A 17,555-nucleotide genomic window follows, 5' to 3' on the forward strand; every position below is an offset into this window, starting at 1 on the left:
GGTCGCCGCCTAGGCCGGCCGGAGCCCGCGGGGCGTGACGCCGAAGCCGGAGTCCAGCAGGGCGGCCGCGGCTGGGGTGCGGTCGCGCGCGGCGGCGAGCGCGGGGACGCCGTCCACCCGCTGCACCGTCACGCGCCCGAGCCGGCCCGCCCGGGTCTCGGCCGCCAGGAGCCGCGCCGCCGCGGCGAGCCGGGCGCCGTCCCCCGCGTCGCCGCGCCCGAAGGAGAGCACGGTGCGCCCACCCCGCTCGACGAACAGCACGAGCTCGCCGTCCACGAGCACCACGACGGCGCCCGCCTTGCGGCCCGGGCGGTGCGTGCCGGCACCGTCCTCGCCGGCTGGGCTCGCCGTGGCCGAGCCGCTGGAGCGGCCCGTGGCGCCTGCCGCACCGGCCCCGCCCGCGCGCGGCCACGCGACGGCGGCGCCGTACGGGTTGGCCGGGTCGGTGGCGGCCAGCAGCACGGCCCCGGGCACGATCCCCGCGGCGCCTGTGCCCTCCACGAGCGCGTCGAGCGCGCGGTCCCGGTCGGCCGCGTCGGTGCGCAGCTGGTCGACGGCGCCCGGCAGCGCGAACTGGGAGCCGCCGAGTCCCTCGACGAAGTAGCCGCGGCGCGCGGCGCCGCGTTCCTCGAGCCCGGTGAGCACCCGGTACACGTCCCGGAAGCGGGAGGTCACGCCCTCCGCGGGCGCCGCCGCCCGGGTCAGGACGCCGTGGCGCTCCAGCAGCACCTGCGTGAGCGCGTGGGCGCGGACCGTCGGGTCCTGCTCGACGGCGGGCAGCGCCGCCCAGCGCCCGCCGCCGGTGCGGGGCACGGCCGCGGCCGACGTGGGCCGGGCCAGACCGAAGCGCGACGCCCGCACCGGCCGGGCGCGGGCGGGTGCTGCGGGGGCCCGGTGGGCGCCGCCGCCGCGTCGCGACGAGCCGCCGAGCGACTCCCGTAGCGGGCCGAGGCGGTCGTTCGTCACCCAGCCCGCCCACACCAGGTCCCACAGCGCGTCGAGGGTGGCGCCCTGCCCGGCGTCCGCGAGCTCCGCGAGGCGCGGCAGGAAGTAGCCGCCCGACCCGGTGAGGAGGTCGAGGACCGCGCGGTGCAGGTCCGTGTCGAGGGGCCCGCTCTCCTCGACGGGGTCGGGGACGCGCAGGGTGAGGGGGGCGCCGTCGGCCAGGTGCAGGCTCACCATGCCGTCGCCGCCGCCCGAGCCGGGCAGGCGCCCGTGCCCGCACCACAGGACCTCGCCCGCCGTCGTGAGCTCGTCGAGGACCGCGGGGGAGTAGTCGGCCACCCGCGCGGGCAGCACGAGCGTCTCGAGCGCGGACGCCGGCACGGCGGCCCCGGAGAGCTGCTCCACGGCGCGCAGCACGCCGTCGGCCCCGCGCAGGGAACCCCCGGCGGACCCGGCGCCGCCCACGCGCACGCCGATGCCGTGCCAGCGGGGCAGGAAGACGCCGAGCGCCTCGGGCTCCACCGGTTCCACCTCGGCGCGGAGCGCGGCCAGGGAGCGGCGCCGCAGCGTGCGCAGCACCTCCGGGTCGCACCACTCGTCGCCTGTCCCACCCAGCGACGACGGGAGCAGCGCCCCGCGCACGACCGCGCCGAGCGCCTCGAGACGTGCCAGGACCTGGCCGACGACGGCGATCCCGAGGCCGTAGCGCCGCGCGACGTCCGCCGCGGGGAACGGCCCGTGCGTGCGCGCGTGCCGGCGCACGAGGTCGCCCAGCGGGTCGGCGACGGGCTCCGTGAACGTCTCCGGCACCCCGACGGGCAGGGCCACGCCGAGGGCGTCCCGCAGCCGGCCGGCGTCCTCGACGACCGCCCACTGCTCGGCGTCGGCGCCCGCGCCGCCCCCGCCGAGCCGCACCCGGATCACGCGCCGCGAGCGCTCCAGGTCCGCGAGCCAGCCGGCGACGTCGTCCCGGGACTCCTCGCGCGTGCGGGCCGCGAGCCCCGCGAGGGGATGCGGCCCGGTGCGGCGCAGCACGTCCCACAGCCCCTCCGCGTCCCGGGCCTGCCGGTCGGGCGCCAGCGCCTGCAGTTGCGCCTCGGTGCGCTCCACCGCGCCGGGGTCCAGCAGGTCCGCGAGCGGCGTCGCGCCCTGCTCGCCGAGGAGCTCGGTGAGCAGGTCCGGGTCCAGCGAGAGCGCGGCCGCGCGCCGCTCGGCCAGCGGGGCGTCGCCGTCGTACAGGAACTGCGCCGTGTAGCCGAACAGCAGCGCCTGCGCGAAGGGCGACGGCGTGGAGGTGGTGACCTCCACGAGGCGCACGCGGCCCGCCTGCAGGTCGCCCATGAGCTCCGCGAGGGCGGCCACGTCGAAGTCGTCGCGCAGGCACTCGCGGGCGGCCTCGAGCATGATCGGGAAGTCCGGGAACTGCGACGCCACCTGCAGCAGCTGCGACGCCCGCTGCCGCTGCTGCCACAGCGGCTGGCGCCGGTCGGGCCGGCGGCGCGGCAGCAGCAGCGCCCGCGCGGCGGCCTCCCGGAACCGGGCGGCGAACATCACGGAGCCGCCCAGCTCGTCGCGGACCGCGGCGAGCACCTCGTCCGGGTCCACCAGCAGGTCCTCCGCGGTGACCGCGGGCCCGTCCCCGCCGCCGTGCCCTGCCCCGCCGTCGTCCGGGCCGGGCGCGGCGTCCCAGCCCGGACCGCCGAGGTCCCAGCCGGAGTCGCCCGCGTCGGGGAGGCGCAGCACGATCCCGTCGTCGGCGTGCATCGCGGCGACGTCGGTGCCGTAGCGCGCCCGCAGCCGCGCGGCCACGACCAGCGCCCACGGCGCGTGCACCGGGGCGCCGAACGGCGAGTGGATGACCACCCGCCAGTCGCCCAGCTCGTCGCGGAACCGCTCGACGACGACCGTGCGGTCGTCCGGGAGCCGGCCCGTGGCGCGGCGCTGCTCGCCCAGGTAGGACGCGAGGTTGTCGGCCGCCCACGTGTCCAGCCCGGCGTCCCGCAGGCCGGCGCGGCCGCGCGCCTCGTCGTCGGCGAGCAGCGCGTCCGTCTCGCGCACGAAGGCGCCCACGGCCCGCCCCAGCTCGGCGGGGCGGCCGGGGGAGTCGCCCTTCCAGAACGGCAGGCGCCCGGGCAGCCCCGGGGCGGGGGTGACGAGGACGCGGTCGGGGGTGATCTCCTCGATGCGCCACGTCGACGAGCCGAGCGTGAAGGTGTCGCCGACGCGCGACTCGTAGACCATCTCCTCGTCCAGCTCGCCCACGCGCTTGCCGCCGCGGGGCCGGTCGACCGTGCCGCCGCCGTCCGCCGGCGCGCCCGACGCCGGCGCCTCCGTGGCGAGGTAGACGCCGTACAGGCCCCGGTCGGGGATGGTGCCGCCGCTCGTGGCCGCGAGCCGTAGCGCGCCGGGCCGGCCGGAGAGCAGGCCGGTGGCCCTGTCCCACACGATCCGGGCGCGCAGCTCCGCGAAGTCCTCGCTGGGGTAGCGGCCGGCGAGCATGTCCAGCACGGCCCGCCAGGTCGCGTCGCCGAGGGCGTGGAACGGGTGCGCACGACGGAACGCGGCGAGCAGGTCGTCGGCCTGCCAGTCGTCGGTCGCGAGCGCGGCCACCACCTGCTGGGCGAGCACGTCCAGCGGGTTGGCCGGCACGTGCAGGTGCTCGATCTCGCCCGCGCGCATCCGCTGCGCGACCACGGTGGCCGGCACGAGGTCGCCCCGGAACGTCGGGAACACGACGCCGTGCGAGACGGCGCCCACCTGGTGCCCGGCGCGGCCGATGCGCTGGAGCCCGCTCGCGACGGACGGCGGGGCCCCGACCTGCACCACGAGGTCGACCGCGCCCATGTCGATGCCGAGCTCGAGCGACGAGGTGGCGACCACGGCGGGCAGGCGCCCGGCCTTGAGGTCCGACTCGGTGCGGGTGCGCTCGGCCCGGCTCATCGACCCGTGGTGCGCCCGCGCGAGCACGTCGGCCCCGCCGTCCGCCGCGGGCGCCAGGCCCACGGAGGCGCCGGACTGGCCCTGGGCCTGCGCCGGCCACTGGGAGCCCGCGGCGGGGAGCTCGACGCCGGAGCGCTCGGCCCAGATCTCGTTCACGCGGGCGGTGAGGCGCTCGGCCCCGCGGCGGGAGTTGGTGAACACCAGCGTGGAGGTGTGCGCGGCGACGAGGTCCACCACCCGCTCCTCGACGTGCGGCCAGACCGACGCCCGGCGCAGCGGGGACGCGGCGTCGCCGCTCAGGTCGACCTCCTCGTCCGCGAGCCCGGCGGGCGGGCCTGTCCGCGGGGCCGTGGACGCCGCGCCGGGCGCGGTCGGGTCGGGCACGGTCGACGCGGCGTCCAGGTCCGCCAGGTCGGGCACCGGGACGACGACCTCGATGTCCCACTTCTTGGTGGCCCGTGGCTGCACGACCACCACCTCGCGGCCGCCGTCGTCGGGCGTGCGGTGCCCGGCGAGGAACCCCGCGACCGTCTCGACGGGACGGACCGTGGCCGACAGCCCGATGCGCTGCGCGGGCCTGTCGAGCAGCTCGTCGAGGCGCTCGAGGCTGAGCGCGAGGTGCGCCCCTCGCTTGGTGCCGGCGACGGCGTGGATCTCGTCCAGCACGACTGTCTGCACCCCCGCCAGCCCGGCCCGAGCCTGGGACGTGAGCACCAGGAAGAGGGACTCGGGGGTGGTGACCAGCACGTCCGGCGGCCGGGTGGCGAAAGCGCGCCGCTCGGACGGCGGGGTGTCGCCCGTCCGGGCGCCGACGGTCACCTCCTCGACCGTCAGCCCCTCGCGGGCGGCGGCCTGCCGGATCCCGGCGAGCGGGGAGCGCAGGTTGCGCTGCACGTCGGCGGCCAGCGCCTTCAAGGGGGAGACGTACAGCACGCGGCAGCGGCGGGCCCGCTCCGGCGGCGGCTCGGTCGTGAGGCGGTCGATCGCCCAGAGGAACGCGGCGAGCGTCTTGCCGGACCCGGTCGGCGCGACGACCAGCGCGTGCCGGTCGGAGCTGATCGCGTCCCATGCCCCGGCCTGCGCCGCGGTCGGCGCCTCGAACGCGCCGGCGAACCACGAGCGCGTCGCGGGTCCGAACCGGGCGAGCACGTCGTCGGGGCTGCCGGGGACGGCGGACGGGGGGACGGCCACCTCGCCATCCTGGCAGGGGGGACCGACAGCCCGCAGGACGGGCGAGCCCGGGGGACCGGGCACCCCCGGACCCGTGCGAGGCTGGTGACGTGCGTTATCGCGAGTTCGCCGAGCTGGTCGACGAGGTCTTCGGGCCCGCCTACGGGCGCGCCCTCGTGCGCGAGCAGGTGCTGCCGCGGCTCGACGGGCGCACCCCGGCGGAGGCGCTGGAGGCCGGCCTCGATCCCCGCGACGTCTGGCACGCGCTCTGCGACGCGCTCGACGTGCCCGAGCCCGAGCGCTGGGGCCGCGACGACCGCAGGCAGGCGCCGCCCGCGCGGTGACCGCGCGCCGACCGATGACCGGGGGTGCACCGGCCGACACTGGCCGGGCCCGGCCGCGCCGACGTCGGACGCGCGCCGAGCGGGCCTTGACCACGCGCTGACCGCGCCGACCGTGCCCCGGCCGCGCCGACCGTGCCCCGGCCGCGCCGAGCGGGCACCGGCCGCGCCGACCGTGCCCCGGCCGCGCCGAGCGGGCACCGGCCGCGCCGACGCCGGGCGCGCGCGGCATCATGGCGCCATGCCCCGCGCCCGTCCCCCGCACGTCACGGTGGCGGACGTCCGCGCCGCGCTCTGGTCGTTGGTGTCGACCGCGGCCGGCCTCGGCGTCGCGATCGCGCTGGTCGACGGCGTGCACGCCTCGACCCCCTGGTCGGTGCTGCTGGCGGCGCTCGTGGTCGGGGTGGGCGACGCGCTGCTGCGCGTGCCGTTGCGCCGGGTCGCCCGGGCAGGCGGTGCCGTCGGGGCCCTGGCCCTCGGGCTGGGCGCCCAGGTCCTGGTGGTCTGGGCGGCGCTGACCTTCCTGCCCGGGATCACCAGCACCTCCTGGACGGCGGTGCTCGCCGTGCTGGTCGTGGCGGGGGTCGTGATGGCGTGCGGGCACTGGGTGGTCGGCGCGCGCGACAACGCCTACGTCGTGGGGGACCTGCTGCGCCGCGCCCGGCGGGCCGCCGGGCTGCCGCGTGCCGCCGTGCGCGCCGCCGCGGGGCGTGACGGCGCGGCCGAGGACGGCCCGGACGCGGAGGTGGACGAGCGGCCCGCGGGCGTCCTCGTCGTCATGCTCGACGGCGTCGCCCGGCCGACGCTCGAGCACGCGCTGCAGGCGGGCCTGGCGCCGACGCTCGACCGCTGGCTCGGGTCGGGCTCCCACCGCCTCGAGTCCTGGTGGGCGCGGGTGCCGTGCACCACCCCGGCCAGCACGCTCGGCCTGCTGCACGGCACGACGGACCCGGTGCCCGCGTTCCGGTGGTGGTCGCGGCGGCTCGGGCGGATGGTCGTGACCAACCGCCCCGCGGACGCGGCCGCGGTGGAGCGCGGGGCGTCCGACGGCCGAGGCCTGCTCGCGGACGGCGGCGTGGCCGTGTCGACGATGTTCTCCGGCGACGCGCCGACCAGCCTGCTCGTGATGAGCCGCGCGGCCGAGGGCCTGGGGCCGGGGCAGCTGTTCGTCCGCTTCTTCGCCAGCCCGTTCGTGCTGGTGCGGGCCGTGGCGGGCACGGTCGGAGAGACGCTCAAGGAGCTCTACCAGGGGTGGCAGCAGGTGGTGCGCGGCGTGCGCCCGCGCGTCTCGCGGCGCGGCTGGTACCCGGTGCTGCGCGCCGTGACGAACGTGCTGCTGCGCGACCTCAACACGGCGCTCGTGGCGGAGCAGCTCGTGCGCGGGGCGCCCGTGGTGTGCGTGGACCTGGTCGACTACGACGAGATCGCTCACCACGCCGGGCCGCTGCGGCCGGAGGCGCTGCGCGCGCTGGAGGGCCTCGACCGGGTGCTCGGGCTGTGGGAGGAGATCGCCCGCGGCGCGCCGAGGCGCTACCGGGTGGTGGTGCTCTCCGACCACGGGCAGTCGCTCGGCGACACCTTCGAGCAGGTCGTCGGGCGCTCGTTCGGCGACGAGGTCCGCCGCCTGCTGCGCGAGCGGCCCCCGGCGCGGGACGCCGTCTCGCGCCGGTCGCCGGCGCTCCGCGAACGGGCCGACGGCGAGGCGTGGGGGCCCGCGAACACCGCCCTGCACGCGCTGCGGCCGGGCCGCGCGGCCGACGGCCGGGTCCTCGTGGGGCCGGACCGCGACGCGCCGGCGACGGCCCCGGAGGACGGGTCGCCCGAGGCCCCGCCCGAGGTGGCAGTCATCGGCTCCGGGAACCTCGGGATGGTCTGGTTCTGCCGCGAGCCGCGCCGCCTCGGCGCCGCCGAGATCGCCCTGCGGTGGCCCGCCCTGGTGCCGGGGCTCCTCGCGAGCCCGGCGGTGGGTCTCGTCGTCGTGCACGACGACGAAGGCCCGGTCGCGCACGGGCCGGCCGGGACGCACCACCTGGTGTCGGGCCTGGTGTCGGGCCGCGACCCGCTCGCGGCGTACGGCTCGCGCGCCCGGGCGGACCTCGAGCGCGTCGCCCGGCTGGAGGACGCGGGCGACCTGGTGGTGGTCTCGGCCGTCGGACCGCTGGGCCGCGTGCACGCGCTCGAGGAGCTGGTGGGCTCCCACGGCGGGCTCGGCGGTGCGCAGAGCGAGGCGCTCCTGCTGTACCCCGACGACCTCGAGGTGCCGGACGACGAGCGGGACGACGTCGACGGCACGCGCATGCTCGTGGGCGCCGAGGCGGTGCACCGCCGGCTCGTCGGCTGGCTGGCGCAGCTCGGGCTGCGGGAGGACGCATGAGCGCCGCCGACCCCGCCCCGCCGCTGCGCGTCACATGGCTCGGCCACTCGACCGTCGTGCTGGACCTGACCGGCCCGGACGGGCGCACGACGCGGCTCGTGACGGACCCGCTGCTGCGCCGGCACGCCGGGGTGCTGCGCCGCCGCGGCGCCCGGCCCGCGGCCGACGCCTGGCGCGGCGCGGACGCGGCGCTCCTGTCGCACCTGCACCACGACCACGCGGAGCTGGGCTCGCTGCGCCTGCTCGGCGACGTGCCGGTCCTCACGGCCCCCGCGAACGCCCGGTGGCTGCGTGGCAAGGGCCTGCGGGGCGTGGGGCTCGAGCCGCCCGCGGGCTCGCTCGGCCGCACCGGGCCGGGCGCCCGACCCGCGCAGGAGGGTGTGGCGCACGGCGGCGCCTGGCACGACGTGGGCGGCGCACGGGTGCGCCTGGTCACCGCGGTGCACGGGGACCGGCCCATGCCGCACCGTCCCAACGCGGCGACGGGGCACCTGGTGCGCGCCGGCGGGGACGACGGCGGCCCCACGGTCTGGGCCGTCGGCGACACGGAGCACTTCCCCGGCATCGGTCGCGTGCGGGAGCTGGCCGGAGGGCGCGTCGACGTGGCGCTGGTGCCGGTCTCCGGGTGGGGGCCGCGCCTGTCGGGCGGCCACCTGGGGCCGGGCGGCGCGGCGGAGGTCTGCGCCCAGGTGCGGCCTCGGGTCGCGATCCCGGTGCACTGGGGCACCCTGCACGTGCCCGGCGGGGAGCACCTGCCGCGGGGGTGGATGGACCACGCCGGCGAGGCCTTCGCGGCGGCGGTCCGGCGGGTCGCGCCCGAGGTGCGCGCGGTGGTGCTGCGGCCGGGGGAGTCCTGGCGCGACACGCCGGGCGGCGAGGACGTCGTCGAACACGTGTTCGGGTAGAGTCTGCCCCCAGGAGGACCTCGAACGTCGTTGTCCACACCCGCGACGGACCGTCCCGACCGTGTCGGTGGCGCCGCGTACGGTCGAGGCAACATGAGCACGCAGCCACGAACGCCGGCGCGCAGCCGCCGCGCCCAGAACGCAAAGGTGACCGACATGCCCGCAACGGCAGACCGCGAGAAGGCACTCGAGGCCGCGCTCGCCCAGATCGACCGCAGCTTCGGCAAGGGCTCGGTCATGCGCCTCGGCGACGAGGGTCGTGCACCCGTCGAGGTCATCCCCACCGGCTCGATCGCGCTCGACGTCGCGCTCGGCATCGGCGGCCTCCCGCGCGGCCGCGTCGTGGAGATCTACGGCCCCGAGTCCTCCGGCAAGACGACCGTCGCCCTGCACGCCGTCGCCAGCGCCCAGCGGGCCGGCGGCATCGCGGCGTTCGTCGACGCCGAGCACGCGCTGGACCCGGAGTACGCCAAGAAGCTCGGCGTCGACACCGACGCGCTGCTGGTCTCGCAGCCGGACACCGGCGAGCAGGCGCTGGAGATCACGGACATGCTGATCCGTTCCGGTGCGCTGGACATCATCGTCATCGACTCCGTCGCGGCGCTCGTGCCCAAGGCCGAGATCGAGGGCGAGATGGGCGACAGCCACGTGGGCCTGCAGGCCCGCCTGATGTCGCAGGCGCTGCGCAAGATCACCGGCGCGCTGAGCGCGTCGGGCACCACCGCGATCTTCATCAACCAGCTCCGGGAGAAGATCGGCGTGTTCTTCGGCTCCCCGGAGACCACCACGGGTGGCAAGGCGCTGAAGTTCTACGCCTCGGTGCGCATGGACATCCGCCGCATCGAGACCCTCAAGGAGGGCACGGAGCCCGTCGGCAACCGCACCCGCGTCAAGGTCGTCAAGAACAAGATGGCGCCGCCGTTCAAGCAGGCCGAGTTCGACATCCTGTACGGCGTGGGCATCTCCCGCGAGGGCGGCCTGATCGACATGGGCGTGGAGCACGGGTTCGTGCGCAAGTCCGGCTCGTGGTTCACCTACGAGGGCGACCAGCTCGGCCAGGGCAAGGAGAACGCCCGGGCCTTCCTGCGGGACAACCCGGACCTGGCGAACGAGATCGAGAAGCGGATCAAGGAGAAGCTGGGCGTCGGCGCCAAGCTGGACGCCCCCGCCGAGGACACGGCCGCGCCGGCCGCCGGTGCCGCGGCCTCCGCGACCGGGCTGTCGGTCGACCCGGCTCCGGCCAAGGCTGGCGCCAAGGGCAAGAAGGCGCCGTTCTGATCCGCGCGGTCACCGGCGTGTGCGGCGCCGCTCGCAGGCGGAGCCGCGCACGCCGGCGTGTCGTGCCGAGGAGGGTCGCGTGACCACGGACGCCCTGGGCGGTCGCGGCGTGGGGAAGCGCCGCGGCCGCCCGCAGGGCGCACGGTCGCAGGGCTGGGTCGACGCGCGCGAGAGCCGCGCCGTCCCCGACGACGACGGTGCCGCCTCGGATGACGCGGGACTCGCCGTCGCCGGAGTGGCGGAGGACGAGGCCGGCGACGGGCCCGGCGGCCGGCGCCGGTCGGGCTCCCGCCAGCCGCGGCGCACCGTGGCGGAGCGGCTGGAGTCGGGCGACCTGAGCGTCGAGGACGCCGCGGAGAAGGCCCGCGAGACGCTGCTGCGGATCCTCACCGCCGCGCCCAAGAGCCGGGCCGAGCTCGAGCAGTCGCTGGCGCGCAAGGGGTACCCGGAGGCGGTCGTCGCCCCCGTGCTCGACCGGTTCGACGAGGTCGGCCTGGTCGACGACGCGGCCTACGCGGACATGCTCGTGCGCACCCGGCACGCGGAGCGCGGGCTGTCGCGCCGCGCCCTCGCGATGGAGCTCCGGAGGCGGGGCATCGACGAGGAGACCGCCGCGGACGCCCTCGAGCAGGTGGACGGCGACGACGAGCACGAGGCCGCCCTCGCCCTCGCCCGCAAGCACGTCGCGCGCACCCGCGGGCTCGAGCGCGACGTGCGCGTGCGGCGGGCTGTCGGCGCCCTAGGGCGCAAGGGGTACGCGCCCGGGGTCTCGTTCGCCGTCGTGAAGGACGCGCTCGCGGAGGACGGCGCCGACGACCTCGACGACGACTATCCCGGCGCGGAGGACTGACCTGAGCGCTGCCCCGGTCTCCGCAGCCTCGGTGGCGTCGCCGCCACGTCCACGTCGGTCATGACGCCTCGGGATCGGAGCCCCGCACGGAACGACGGCTGCCCCGGGCGCGAGAAGGGTCCGGGGCAGCCGTCCTCGTGGGGGCGCGTGCCGGGCGTCAGGTCGCGCTCGGGTCCCCGGTGGCGGCGATGGCGTTGCCGGGCCCGGTCGTCCCGCCGGCGACGGCGGTCGGGTTGCCGATGCCGGGACCGGTCCCCGTCGCGCCGGACGTGCGCCCGCTGAGGTAGCGGGACAGCCAGCGGGCCACCGCGGTGAGCGCCCAGTTGATGACGATGAACACGAGCGCGGCCACCGTCAGCGTCTGCAGGTTGTTGCTGTTGAGGTTCCCGAAGATCTGCGCGGCGCGGAGCAGCTCCGGGTAGCTGATGATCTGCCCCAGTGCGGAGTCCTTCAGCACGACCACGAGCTGCGAGACCAGGGCGGGCAGCATGGCGATGAGCGCCTGCGGGAGCTGGATGGACCTCAGGGTCTGGCCTCCGGTGAGCCCGATCGCGAGGCCCGCCTCCGACTGCCCCTTGGGCAGGTTGCCCACGCCGGAGCGCACGAGCTCGGCGATGACGGAGCCGTTGTAGAGGATGAGCGCGATCACGACCGCGAGGAACTCGGGCGTCTCCACGTGGTTGAAGCCGAGCAGCAGCCAGAAGAAGATCATCATCAGCAGCACGGGGACAGCGCGGAAGAACTCCACGACCACGCCGCTGACCCAGCGGACGGTCCGGGACCGGGCGAGGCGGCCCGACCCGAGGATGAGGCCGAAGATGACGGCCCCGACGATGGCCCAGCCGGCGGCGCGCAAGGTGTTCCGCAGGCCGGGGATGAAGTAGTTCTCCCACGCGCTCGACGTGAAGATCGGGCTCCACAGCGCGGCGGCGAACTGCCCCTTGTTCGCGAGGGCGACCACGACGGCCGCGGCGACGCCGAGCACGACGAGCGCCCCCACGATGTTGCCGAGGAGGATGCGGCGGCGCGCGCGGGGACCGGGCGCGTCGAAGAGGACGGTCTGCTGCGTGCTCATCGGCGCACCGCCAGTCGGTTGGAGAGATACGTGGTGAGCAGGCCGATGGGGATCACGAGGATCACGAAGCCGATCGCGAACAGGGCGAAGATCGCGTAGATGTAGTTCGCGTTGCTGTCGATCATCTCCCGCATGAGGGTCGAGGTCTCCGTCGAGACGCTCACCGCGGCGGCCACCGTGGAGTTCTTCAGGAGGGCGATGAGGGTGTTGCCCAGGGGCGCGATGGCCCCGCGGAACGCCTGCGGCAGGATGATGAGCCGCGCGGAGGGAAGGAACGGCAGCCCGATCGCGCGGGCAGCCTCGGCCTGGCCGAGGGGCACGGTGTTGACGCCCGAGCGGATCGCCTCGCACACGAACGCCGCGTGGTACACGGTGAGGCCGATCACGCCGAAGAGGAAGAAGTTCGTGGCGAAGTTGTCCGACAGGGTGATCTGGAGCTGGGTCCAGACGGCCAGGAACAGGAACGTCATGATGACGGTCAGCGGCGTGTTGCGCAGGATGTTGACATAGGCGGCTCCGGCCCACCGCAGGCTCGCGATGGGGGAGATGCGCATGAGCGCGAGCAGGGTGCCGAGGACGAGCGACCCGATGGCGGCCCAGAACGTCAGCTGGATGTTGACCCAGAACGCGCTCGCGACGGGGTACTCGCCGAGCAGCGCCCCGAACTGGGACAGGTAGTCACCCACGGTGTGTCAGCCTCCCGGGGGGTGGTGCGGCGGGGCCGCGGTGGACGGGCTGGTGGTCGACGAGCGGTGGTCGACGAGCGGTGGTCGACGAACGGTGGCCGACGAACGAGGGGAGCGGCGCGGCACACCGCTCCCCTCGGCCGATCGGTCAGGTCGTCGACGTCAGGCGCAAGGCTCGGGCGTCGGCGGGTTGAGGTCCGCGTTCGGCGTGTACCCGGTGCCCTCGGTGTTCGAGTCGATCGCCTTCTGCCACGAGCCGTCGTCGATCATCGACGTGATGGCGTCGTTGATCTTGGAGCAGGTGTCGTTGTCCTGCGGCAGGCCCACGCCGTACTTCTCCTCGGAGAACGGGTTGCCCACGACCTTGACCTTGCCCTTGTTGGCGGGCTGGGCCGCGAGGCCGGCGAGGATGATGTCGTCGGTCGTGACGGCGTCGACCTGGCCAGCGGTGAGCGCGGTGACGCACTCGACGTAGCTGGGCCGCTCGACGAGCTGGACGCCCGTGGCGTACTCGTCCTTGATCCGCTGCGCGGAGGTCGAGCCGGTCACCGAGCAGAGGTTCTTGCCCTCGAGCGACTCCGGGCCGGTGATGTCCGTGTTGTCCTGTGCGACGAGGAGGTCCTGGCCGGCGACGAAGTACGGGCCCGCGAACGCGACCTGCTCCTTGCGCTCGTCGGTGATGGAGTACGTCGCGAAGATCATGTCGACCTGGCCGGTCTGCAGCATGGTCTCGCGGTTGGCCGACGGCGCCTCGACCCACTGGATCTGGTCCTCGGAATAGCCGAGCTTGTCCGCGACGTAGCGGGCGACGTCGGTGTCGAAGCCCGTGTAGTCGCTGCCCTCCTGCAGGCCGAGGCCCGGCTGGTCGAACTTGATGCCGATCTTGATGGTGTCGCCGCCGCCGGAGCCGCCGGTCTCCTCACCGCCGCCGCCGACGTCGCCGCCACCACAGGCGGCGAGCGTGAGTGCGGTCAGTGCGGCGAGCGTGGCGGCACCCATGTGTCGTGTGCGCATCGTTCTTACCCTTCGTCGTTGAGAGGCCGGTCCCGTTGTTCCGGTCCCTGCCGGGGTCAGTGGGAGAGGATCTTGGACAGGAAGTCCTTCGCCCGGTCGCTCTTGGGCGCGGTGAAGAACTCCTCGGGCGTGGCCTCCTCGACGATCTGGCCGTCGGCCATGAAGACGACGCGGTGGGCCGCCTTGCGCGCGAAGCCCATCTCGTGGGTGACGACGATCATCGTCATGCCCTCCTTGGCGAGGGCCACCATGACGTCGAGGACCTCGTTGATCATCTCCGGGTCGAGCGCCGAGGTGGGCTCGTCGAAGAGCATCACCTTGGGCTTCATGGCCAGCGCCCGGGCGATCGCGACGCGCTGCTGCTGGCCGCCCGAGAGCTGGGCGGGCATCTTCTGGGCCTGGTTCTTCACCCCGACCCGGTCGAGCAGCTCCAGCGCACGCTGCTTCGCGGCCGACGTCTTCTCCCGGCGGACCTTGACGGGCCCGAGCGTGACGTTCTCGAGGATCGTCTTGTGCGCGAAGAGGTTGAAGGACTGGAACACCATCCCGACGTCGGAGCGCAGCTTGGCCAGCGCCCTGCCCTCCTCGGGCAGCGGCTGCCCGTCGATGCGGATCTCGCCCGAGTCGATCGTCTCGAGCCGGTTGATCGCGCGGCAGAGCGTCGACTTGCCGGAGCCTGACGGCCCGATGACGACCAGGACCTCGCCGCGACGGACGGTGAGGTCGATGTCCTTCAGCACGTGCAGGTCGCCGAAGTGCTTGTTCACGTCCTTGAGCTCCACGAGGGGGGCTCCGAGGGAGGACGACGACCCCGCGGGGTCGGTCGTCGTGGTCGCGCCGTCGTGATCCATCTGTCGAACCTATCCACTCGGTGTTTCCGCGACCAGCACCGGTGGGTGCGGTTCCGCAACGGTTGCGTAACAGTGCCGGCACGGACGTGCGTGCGGGCCCGAGCCTCTGGCGTCGTCGACCACGTCGCGCAGGAGAAGGTGGGTCGCCTCGTCGGGGCCCGGCCGTCCGGCACCGTACCCTAGAGGCGATGTCCAGTACCACGCAGAGCCCCGCCGCGCCGGTCCGTCCCACGGACGAGGCGCCCGGCCGTCGCACCTACATGGTGCGCACCCTGGGCTGCCAGATGAACGTCCACGACTCCGAGCACATGGCGGGCATGCTCGAGCAGGCCGGGTACGCGCGCGCCACCGCCGAGGACGAGGCCGCGAGCCGCGCCGACGTGGTCGTGATCAACACGTGCGCCGTGCGCGAGAACGCCGCGACCCGCCTCTACGGGAACCTCGGGCAGCTCGCCGGGATCAAGGCGGACCGGCCGGGCATGCAGATCGCCGTCGGCGGCTGCCTCGCCCAGAAGGACCGCGGCGAGATCGTCTCGAAGGCGCCGTGGGTCGACGTCGTCTTCGGCACCCACAACCTCGACGCGCTGCCCGTGCTGCTCGAGCGCGCGCGACACAACGCCGAGGCCCAGGTGGAGATCGCGGAGTCGCTGCAGGTCTTCCCCTCGACGCTGCCCACCCGGCGCGAGTCGGTCTACGCGGGCTGGGTCTCGATCTCCGTCGGCTGCAACAACACGTGCACGTTCTGCATCGTGCCGCACCTGCGCGGCAAGGAGCGCGACCGGCGGCCGGGCGAGGTCCTGGCCGAGGTGGAGGCGCTCGTGGCCGCCGGCGCGGTCGAGGTGACCCTGCTGGGCCAGAACGTCAACAGCTACGGCGTCGAGTTCGGCGACCGGGGAGCGTTCGCGAAGCTGCTGCGCGCCTGCGGCGCGATCGAGGGCCTGGAGCGGGTGCGGTTCACGTCCCCGCACCCGGCGGCGTTCACGGACGACGTCATCGAGGCGATGGCCGAGACCCCCAACGTCATGCCGAGCCTGCACATGCCGCTCCAGTCCGGGTCGGACCGCGTGCTGCGCGCGATGCGGCGGTCGTACCGGTCGGCGAAGTTCCTGGGCATCCTGGACCGGGTCCGGGACGCCATGCCTGACGCCGCCATCACCACCGACATCATCGTCGGCTTCCCGGGCGAGACCGAGGAGGACTTCCGCGACACGCTGCGCGTCGTGGAGGCCTCGCGCTTCAGCTCGGCGTTCATGTTCCAGTACTCGCCGCGCCCGGGGACCCCCGCCGCGACCATGGAGGAGCAGCTGCCGAAGGAGGTCGTGCAGGAGCGCTTCGAGCGCCTTCTGGAGCTCCAGGAGCGCATCGCCGGCGAGGAGGCCGACCGCCAGGTGGGCCGCACCGTGGAGGTCCTCGTCGCCGAAGGTGCCGGCAAGAAGGACGGCGCGGCGCACCGCCTGTCCGGGCGGGCGCCCGACAACCGGCTCGTCCACGTCGCGCTGCCGGTCGACGTCCTGGCCGGCGACGACCGCGCCACCGGCGCGCCCGCGTCGCTCGACGACCCGCGGCTGGCCGACCGCGACGCGCTCGACCCGCGCCTTCCGCGGCCGGGCGACGTCGTGACCGTGGACGTCACGCGCGCCGCCCCGCACCACCTCATCGCGGACTCCGCGCTGGACGGCGGCACGTACGCCGTGCGGCGCACCCGCTCGGGGGACGCGTGGGCGCAGCGCGAGACCGCGCGCCTCGGCGGCGGTGAGGACGAGCACGGCCACGGCGGTGCCGCTGCCTCCGGCGGCCCGGTGTCGCTGGGGATGCCCTCACTGCGCGCCTGAGGGCGCGCACGGCGAGGGGCTGCGCGGCGACGGGCGCAGGGCCCGTCAGTCCAGGTCGTCCGGGTCCGGGCCGGGCGCCAGCGCGCCCACGGTGCTGAAGAACTGGGACGACGTCACGAGTCCGCACGACACGGTCGCGGCGAGCTGCTCGTCGGTGGCGCCGTGCTCGAAGTCCGCCGAGACCTCGGCGTAGAGGGCGAGCCCGTCGCCCTCCGGGCGGGTGTAGACCTTGGGCCACACCCGTTCGCGGTTCCAGTCGTTGACCGCCTGCAGCACCGCCATGCGCGAGCCCTCGGGGACGGTGCCGGCCCAGCGGCCGCGGACCTGGAGGATCTCCTCGTGGTCGCCGAGCAGCAGGAACCAGAACCGGTTGCCGTCCCAGGTGCCCGTGACGTCGCCGTCGTCGTCCGTGCGGAACCGGTAGCCACGGCGCGAGAGGTCGTCCGCGACGCGCGCGCTCGAGAGGGGGCGCGGACCGGCGGCGGGACGGCCGGTCCGGGCGGGAGCCGTCTCGCTGCGCGCGGCGACCCGGGCCCCGGCGTCCTGGACGGCCCGGCCCACGGCGCCGGCGGCCCGCCGGGCGCCGCGCAGCACGCGACGGCCCACGCCGTCCGCCCGGTCGGTGCCGGTCACGACGCGTCCCGCAGGGGGTCACGGAACGTGCCGTCGAGGTGCTCGAAGAACATCGAGCCGGTGCTGAGCCCGCACTGCAGGAACTGGTCGAGCTGCGCCTCGCCGACCGCGCTGCCCACGTCCACCGTGACCTCCGCGCAGACGACCACCGAGCCGTCGTCGCGCACCCGCACGTAGGCCTTGGGCCAGATCCGCTCGGCGTTCCACTCGTTGCAGATCTCGAGGATCTCGCCCAGGCGGTCGATGCTCAGGTCGCGGTGCCACTGCCCGCGCACCTGGAGCACCTCGGCGCGCTCGCCCAGGACCAGGAAGTAGAAGAGCCAGCCGTGCCACAGGCCGCCCACGTCGCCGTCCGAGTCGACGAAGTAGGAGAAGCCGGACCGTTCCATCCAGTCGGTGACGCGGTCGCGCGAGAGCGGGGACAGCACGTCGTCCGGGCTGCCGACCTCGTCGGCGAGCAGGCCCTCGATGCGGTCGTGGAGCTCGTCGTCGCGCAGGTCGTCCGCGAACTCGTCGTCCCGGCCGACGGAGGTCGGCCGGACCTTGCTTGCCCGGCGTGGACCGAAGAACCTCACCCGTCCACGCTACACGTCGTGGGCCGGACGACGAGGCGGGCGACCGGGTGATGGTGCGGGCGCGGCGCCCACCTGGCGTGACGCGG

General features: G+C 75.5%; 13 protein-coding genes. 6 read left to right on the top strand and 7 right to left on the bottom strand.

The window, feature by feature from the left end; all coding sequences use genetic code 11:
- Positions 1–9: 9 nt before the first annotated feature.
- Positions 10–5,076, bottom strand: coding sequence for a DEAD/DEAH box helicase (locus ACFWDO_RS08215; RefSeq protein ID WP_380315821.1), 5,067 nt, complete (start codon positions 5,074–5,076; stop codon positions 10–12).
- 89 nt (positions 5,077–5,165) lie between these two features.
- Between ACFWDO_RS08215 and ACFWDO_RS08220 the strand changes: the two genes are divergently transcribed.
- The 5 genes from ACFWDO_RS08220 to ACFWDO_RS08240 all read left to right on the top strand — a co-directional run bounded on the left by ACFWDO_RS08220 (position 5,166) and on the right by ACFWDO_RS08240 (position 10,803).
- A complete protein-coding gene (locus ACFWDO_RS08220) occupies positions 5,166–5,399 on the top strand; it encodes a DUF3046 domain-containing protein (RefSeq protein WP_380315817.1) in 234 nt (77 codons plus the stop codon).
- A gap of 238 nt (positions 5,400–5,637) precedes the next feature.
- Positions 5,638–7,770, top strand: coding sequence for an alkaline phosphatase family protein (locus ACFWDO_RS08225; RefSeq protein WP_380315814.1), 2,133 nt, complete (start codon positions 5,638–5,640; stop codon positions 7,768–7,770).
- Entirely contained in the window at positions 7,767–8,675 is a 909-nt protein-coding gene (locus ACFWDO_RS08230) for an MBL fold metallo-hydrolase (RefSeq protein ID WP_380315811.1), read from the top strand. The genes ACFWDO_RS08225 and ACFWDO_RS08230 overlap by 4 nt, the downstream gene beginning before the upstream one ends.
- A gap of 156 nt (positions 8,676–8,831) precedes the next feature.
- Positions 8,832–9,953: a recombinase RecA gene (recA, locus tag ACFWDO_RS08235; protein ID WP_380315808.1), complete on the top strand. Its 1,122-nt coding sequence runs from the start codon at positions 8,832–8,834 to the stop codon at positions 9,951–9,953.
- 79 nt (positions 9,954–10,032) lie between these two features.
- Complete coding sequence (locus tag ACFWDO_RS08240) at positions 10,033–10,803, top strand: regulatory protein RecX (protein WP_380315805.1); 771 nt, start codon at positions 10,033–10,035, stop codon at positions 10,801–10,803.
- A gap of 157 nt (positions 10,804–10,960) precedes the next feature.
- Here the strand turns inward: ACFWDO_RS08240 and ACFWDO_RS08245 are convergent, their stop codons facing one another.
- The 4 genes from ACFWDO_RS08245 to ACFWDO_RS08260 form a co-directional block, all read right to left on the bottom strand.
- The gene (locus ACFWDO_RS08245; protein ID WP_380315802.1) at positions 10,961–11,878 is read right to left on the bottom strand and encodes an amino acid ABC transporter permease; all 918 of its coding nucleotides are present in this window, start codon (positions 11,876–11,878) and stop codon (positions 10,961–10,963) included.
- The gene (locus tag ACFWDO_RS08250; RefSeq protein WP_380315799.1) at positions 11,875–12,564 is read right to left on the bottom strand and encodes an amino acid ABC transporter permease; all 690 of its coding nucleotides are present in this window, start codon (positions 12,562–12,564) and stop codon (positions 11,875–11,877) included. The genes ACFWDO_RS08245 and ACFWDO_RS08250 overlap by 4 nt, the downstream gene beginning before the upstream one ends.
- 162 nt (positions 12,565–12,726) lie before the next feature.
- Complete coding sequence (locus ACFWDO_RS08255) at positions 12,727–13,578, bottom strand: glutamate ABC transporter substrate-binding protein (RefSeq protein ID WP_380315796.1); 852 nt, start codon at positions 13,576–13,578, stop codon at positions 12,727–12,729.
- 56 nt (positions 13,579–13,634) lie between these two features.
- The gene (locus ACFWDO_RS08260; protein WP_380315793.1) at positions 13,635–14,429 is read right to left on the bottom strand and encodes an amino acid ABC transporter ATP-binding protein; all 795 of its coding nucleotides are present in this window, start codon (positions 14,427–14,429) and stop codon (positions 13,635–13,637) included.
- Positions 14,430–14,617: 188 nt separating this feature from the next.
- Between ACFWDO_RS08260 and miaB the strand changes: the two genes are divergently transcribed.
- Positions 14,618–16,261, top strand: coding sequence for a tRNA (N6-isopentenyl adenosine(37)-C2)-methylthiotransferase MiaB (gene miaB, locus ACFWDO_RS08265; RefSeq protein WP_380315790.1), 1,644 nt, complete (start codon positions 14,618–14,620; stop codon positions 16,259–16,261).
- A gap of 45 nt (positions 16,262–16,306) precedes the next feature.
- On the opposite strand, the gene ACFWDO_RS08270 is transcribed toward miaB, so the two are convergent.
- Positions 16,307–16,894, bottom strand: coding sequence for a YbjN domain-containing protein (locus tag ACFWDO_RS08270; RefSeq protein WP_380315787.1), 588 nt, complete (start codon positions 16,892–16,894; stop codon positions 16,307–16,309).
- Positions 16,891–17,469, bottom strand: a complete 579-nt coding sequence (locus ACFWDO_RS08275; protein ID WP_380315784.1) for a YbjN domain-containing protein — start codon at positions 17,467–17,469, stop codon at positions 16,891–16,893. The genes ACFWDO_RS08270 and ACFWDO_RS08275 overlap by 4 nt, the downstream gene beginning before the upstream one ends.
- Positions 17,470–17,555 lie beyond the last annotated feature (86 nt).

The organism is Isoptericola sp. NPDC060185 (assembly GCF_042728595.1).
Lineage (GTDB): Bacteria > Actinomycetota > Actinomycetes > Actinomycetales > Cellulomonadaceae > Isoptericola.